Genomic DNA, 4,093 nt, shown 5'->3' on the forward strand with positions numbered 1-4,093 from the left:
GGTACAGGCCGAGCTGCCCGAAGTCAGCACCTCCGTCCCTCGGACCTCGACGACCGAAACGCCGATCACAGGTGACCAACCCGCAGACGGCGGTGTCAGTGCCGAGGTCGACACCGCTTCGGGGCTGGTGGTGGTGCAGGCCTTTCCCAACTTCGCTCCCGCCGACACCGCCGTCCTCACGCTGACGTGGGCGTTGGTCCCTGTCACTGCCCTGCTGGTCGTGGTGGTCGCCGGCCTGACGTGGTACGCCATGGGCCGGGCTCTACGACCGGTCGAGTGCATCCGTTCCCAGTTCGCCGACATCACCGCACACAGCCTCCAGCAGCGTGTCCCCGTCCCCGACTCACGTGACGAAGTCGCCCTGCTGGCCGAGACGATGAACGACACGCTCGATCAACTGCAGCGCGCCGTCGGGCGTTTGCGAACCTTCACCTCGGACGCCTCGCACGAACTACGCAGCCCGCTCACCACACTCAAGGCGCGGCTCGAGCTGGCCATGGCTCGTCCCGACCACGCCGAATGGACCACCGTCGGACATGAGGCGCTCCACGACACCACACGTCTCGAGGAGATCGTCGCCGACCTGCTGCTTCTCGCCCGCCTGGACGCGCGCCAGCCCCTGAATCTGCAACCGTTGAGCGTGACCGACCTCGTACGAGAAACGATCGCCGAACGCTACCCCCACCAGCCCGTGGTCCTCCTTACGGACTCAGCCCCCGACAAGACCGTCCCGGGCAGCCGCACGGCACTCGCCCGCCTTCTCACGAACCTGGTGGACAACGCCTTGCGCTATGCCCACGCCAGCGTAACCGTCGAAGTGCGTCATACCGACCGCGAGTTGTTTGTCGAGGTCACTGACGACGGCCCAGGTATACCCGCTGTCGACCGAGAGCGGGTCTTCGACCGCTTCACCCGTCTGGACAACGCGCGAACCCGCAGCGAGGGCGGCACCGGCCTCGGCCTCGCCATCGCCCGCGACATCGCCACCGCCCATGGGGGGACCCTCGCGGCYGGTGCACCCCTCGCGACAGGCTCCGGTGCCCGCATGGTCCTGACTCTGCCCTTGCCCGCGACGCAGCGACAGCTGAGCACCACCTGACCGCCGAGCACACCGAGCGCGGTGACCTGGAGTCCGCCACACCTTGCGAGAAGGCCCAGGTGAGCAATCAAGCCCCAGCATGTTGGGGACCGCCTTCACATGGACGGCGCCGCCCCGTGACGACAGCATGATGGACATGACGTCTGAGAGCGAGGCGCCAGAGAACGAATGCCGGCCCGCGGCATGGTGAACCCGGGCGTGATCGACCGCCGCGGTGCCCTCGTGGAACGCAAGGCCCCACTCACCGCTCACACTCTCCGCGTCACCTGCGCGTGCTCGAAGACCTGGCCGACCCGTAGGGCGGGCCGACGCGGTCCCACAACTATGTGTGTCTGGAAACGTCGTCGTCCGCGACGGCCGTGCGGCTACCAGATTGATTTCGACCTGGCGGCCCCCGCCGCCCCCTGTGGGACGCCCCGATGCGGCTCCGGTTGCCCGCCGACTGTTACGGCCTGTCCCTGCAGCAACGTGCACGGCGACGCGCCGGGGCCAGCGGATACCGAAAACGCTCGGCCGGGAAGTCCCGGCCGAGCGTTCCCTGATGCGGCTCGGCAACCCTGCGGGTGCCCGCGTGCTCCGGCTACCGTTGAAGGCGCCCCGGAAGCGTCACCATGTCAGGTCAGTCCGTGGTGCCTTCTTCGCCGACGACGACGGGGGCCTCCTCGASSGGAGTGRCCTCGGCGGGCTCCCAGCTTTCCGGCTTCGCRCCGGGAACCTCGATGACCGAGGTCTTCTCGCCCGTGGTGTGGCCACCCTCGCCGACCGGGACGTCGGGCAACTCCTCGACGGTGCCCGGCTCGATGGGGTGCGGGTGCGGGTTGCCGGGGACCTCGGAGACTGTTACGCCTTCGTGCTTGGTGGTGCTCCCGTCGGCCGATGCCGCTGCCGCGGCAACCCCGCCCGAGGTGAGCAGGGCGGCCATGACGCCGGCCGTTACCATGCCTCGACGGCGTGAGATACGGTGCCCTCGGATGTTCATGTGATCAGCTCCTTGGTGAGCAGCGGGACCCGGCGGAGCCGGTGTCAATCCGGCCCCCGGTCCCACCGGGATCGAGTACGAGGCAAACTCTTGCTCCCGACGGCTGAGGAAGTGCTGAACGTTCTGAAGATCCGCTTCAGGGCCCGTTGCGGCGAGGCAGACCTCGCAGGCGGCGAYGGCGAGATCGACTTGTGCTGACACCGAGCCGCCCCGGGCAGCCGGTGCAAGCAGGACAGGACAAACGACGATCCCCTGGCGGGCGGCTTCATGCCGCAGCAACTGAACTGTGGGTCCCAACGGGCCTCGTTGAGTCACGCCGTCTCAACGCTGGGGTGCTGACCCGTAGCCATGTTCCTATGCCGAGGTGATGCGGTCTCGACGGTCGGCCAGTTCACGTCGGGAGTGGATGTCGAGCTTCCGGAACACCTTGCGCAGGTGGTAGTCGACGGTGTGCACGCTGAGGTAGAGCTGGGCTGCGATCTCCCCGTTCGTGGCACCTCCGGCGGCGAGGCGGGCGACGCGCGCTTCCTGGGGAGTCAGTCGGTCGCCTCCGCCGGGGGCGTTTGCGGCGGTCGGGGGAGTGGCGCCGGCCGCGGCAAGCTCCTGTGCCGTCCTGGAGGCGTGCCCCAGAGCACCCATCGCGTCGAAGAGCTCGTATGCGGTGCGCAGTTCGCGCCGTGCCTCCTTCGGTCTGCGTTCCCGGCGCAGCCATTCACCGTAGAGCTGGTGACTGCGCGCCAGGCGCAAGGGGCCCCGGGCGTCCTCGTGATGGCGCACCGCCAGCCGATAGAGGGTCTCCGCCGATGACGGGTCGGGCGCGGTCAGCGCCCGGGCGCGGGCGAGGTCGCCCAGCAGGCCGGGTACGGGTGTCCGGTCCGCCAGCCGGGACAGGTCGTCCAGCACGTCCAATGCCTCGTCCTGCCGGCCGGAGCGTGACGCTGCCTCGACCATGTCGACGAGAGCGAACTTGACCTGAGAAGTGTCCCCGATCTGGCCTTCCAGGCTCAGGTAGGCCTCGTTGTAGCGGCACCGGCTCAGTTCGACCACGCACCGGGCGTAGTCGAGGAAGACCAGCTGGTACCCCTGTCCGGTGCGTGCGGCATGCTCCCGGACAGCCTCCGTGAGCGTGCGGGCCTCCTCGAACCGGCCGCGCCACGCGGCGACGAGGAGGGCTCCGAGACCCTGCTGGGAGCCGCGCACCTCCTCCAACGCGGCACGCTGGTCGAAGAAGCGCTCGGACTCGGCGATGTGGCCGGCGATCAGCTCGGAGAGCGCCGTGTGGCTGAGAGCGAGGGCCATGGGGATGACGGCGCCCCGGCGGGTGGCTTCGGCATGCAACCGTCGAGCGAGTTCGTGCAGGGCGATGTCGTCACCCAGGATGGTCGCGTGTGCGCAGGCCGCGGCCAGCCATTGGAACAGCTCGGGAGCCGTCGGCTTCTCCTCCCGTACCGCCTTGATGGCCTGCTGCAGACGCGGAGCCGCGCTGGTCAGCCCTTCCAGATGGACCGCGGTATCGGCCTCCAGCACCACGTCGCCCGTCGTGGCCGGCAACCCGGCGGGCAGTTGCAGCGAACGAGCTGCCTCGGCCACACCGCGGCGAGACGCGCCCGGCGGTGCGAGTGAACCGCTGATCTGCGCCTGCACGAGCGCTTCCACGAGAATGTCACGGGCGAGGCGGATGTCGACCGGGCCCAGCTCCCTGGCCGCCGACAGCAGGGCGTCGGTTGCTGCCGCCGGAGCACCCGTCAGACGGTGGATCCGCGCTTGGACACGCTGGGCCAGCCCGTTGTACAGCCGGTCCTGTCGATGAACCGCTGCTTCGTCGAGCAATGCCTGTGCTCGTCCCGGTGACCCGGCCACCGCACTCGCCTCGGCTGCGTCCAGTAGACGCCGGGCGCGGGCGGGCGGGTCTGCCGTCAGAGACGCGGCGCGCGTCAGCAGCGACGAACTGCCGGTCCAGTCGCCACGGTCGCGGGTGCGTGCGGCCGCGATGTCGAGCTCGGCCGCGATGTCGT

The 4,093-nt window shown here is 69.5% G+C and carries 3 protein-coding genes; 1 reads left to right on the top strand and 2 read right to left on the bottom strand.

The features are described from left to right. Window positions 1–1,099: sensor histidine kinase (locus tag EAO75_RS44590; RefSeq protein ID WP_148000841.1), on the top strand; the 1,099-nt coding region annotated here is incomplete at its 5' end. Window positions 1,100–1,718: 619 nt separating this feature from the next. Here EAO75_RS44590 and EAO75_RS44595 read toward each other — a convergent pair. Further along, window positions 1,719–2,078, bottom strand: a complete 360-nt coding sequence (locus EAO75_RS44595; RefSeq protein WP_148000842.1) for a hypothetical protein — start codon at window positions 2,076–2,078, stop codon at window positions 1,719–1,721. A 354-nt stretch (window positions 2,079–2,432) separates the two neighbouring features. Continuing rightward, a partial coding sequence (locus EAO75_RS44600) for a helix-turn-helix transcriptional regulator (protein ID WP_148000843.1) occupies window positions 2,433–4,093 on the bottom strand: 1,661 nt, incomplete at its 5' end.

The sequence above is a fragment of the Streptomyces sp. UW30 genome, from assembly GCF_008042075.1.
Lineage (GTDB): Bacteria > Actinomycetota > Actinomycetes > Streptomycetales > Streptomycetaceae > Streptomyces.